Annotated in this window: 1 protein-coding gene; it reads right to left on the bottom strand. The window is 43.2% G+C overall.

Annotated features, from left to right (window positions below; genetic code table 11):
- On the bottom strand, positions 1–352 hold a 352-nt coding region (locus tag HC175_RS21250; protein ID WP_317172389.1), incomplete at both ends, for a 3'-5' exonuclease.

The raw sequence follows: 352 nt of genomic DNA, 5'->3' as shown, positions 1-352 counted from the left end.
AGCTTCTTCATCTTTAGGATTGATCACCAGTCGTAAATACGAAAGCACATCCTTGATCTCCTTGCGTTGATAGAAGGAAAGGCCTCCATAAATGCGGTACGGAATATCCTTCTTCCGCAGCGCATCTTCCATAGCCCTACTTTGGGCATTGGTACGGTAAAGAATAGCAAAATCGTTATTCATCATTTGCTTCTCCATCTTATTTTCAAAAATGGAACTGGCGACAAATCTTCCCTCCTCCCCATCGGTAAGAAGTCGGTTCACTACTATTTTAGGACCTTCGTCATTGGCGGTCCACACTACTTTTTCCAGCCGGGTCTTATTCTTTTCAATTATGGAATTCGCAGCTTCA

The organism is Salinimicrobium oceani (genome assembly GCF_012037645.1).
This window is presented reverse-complemented; position numbering and strand designations above follow the sequence as displayed.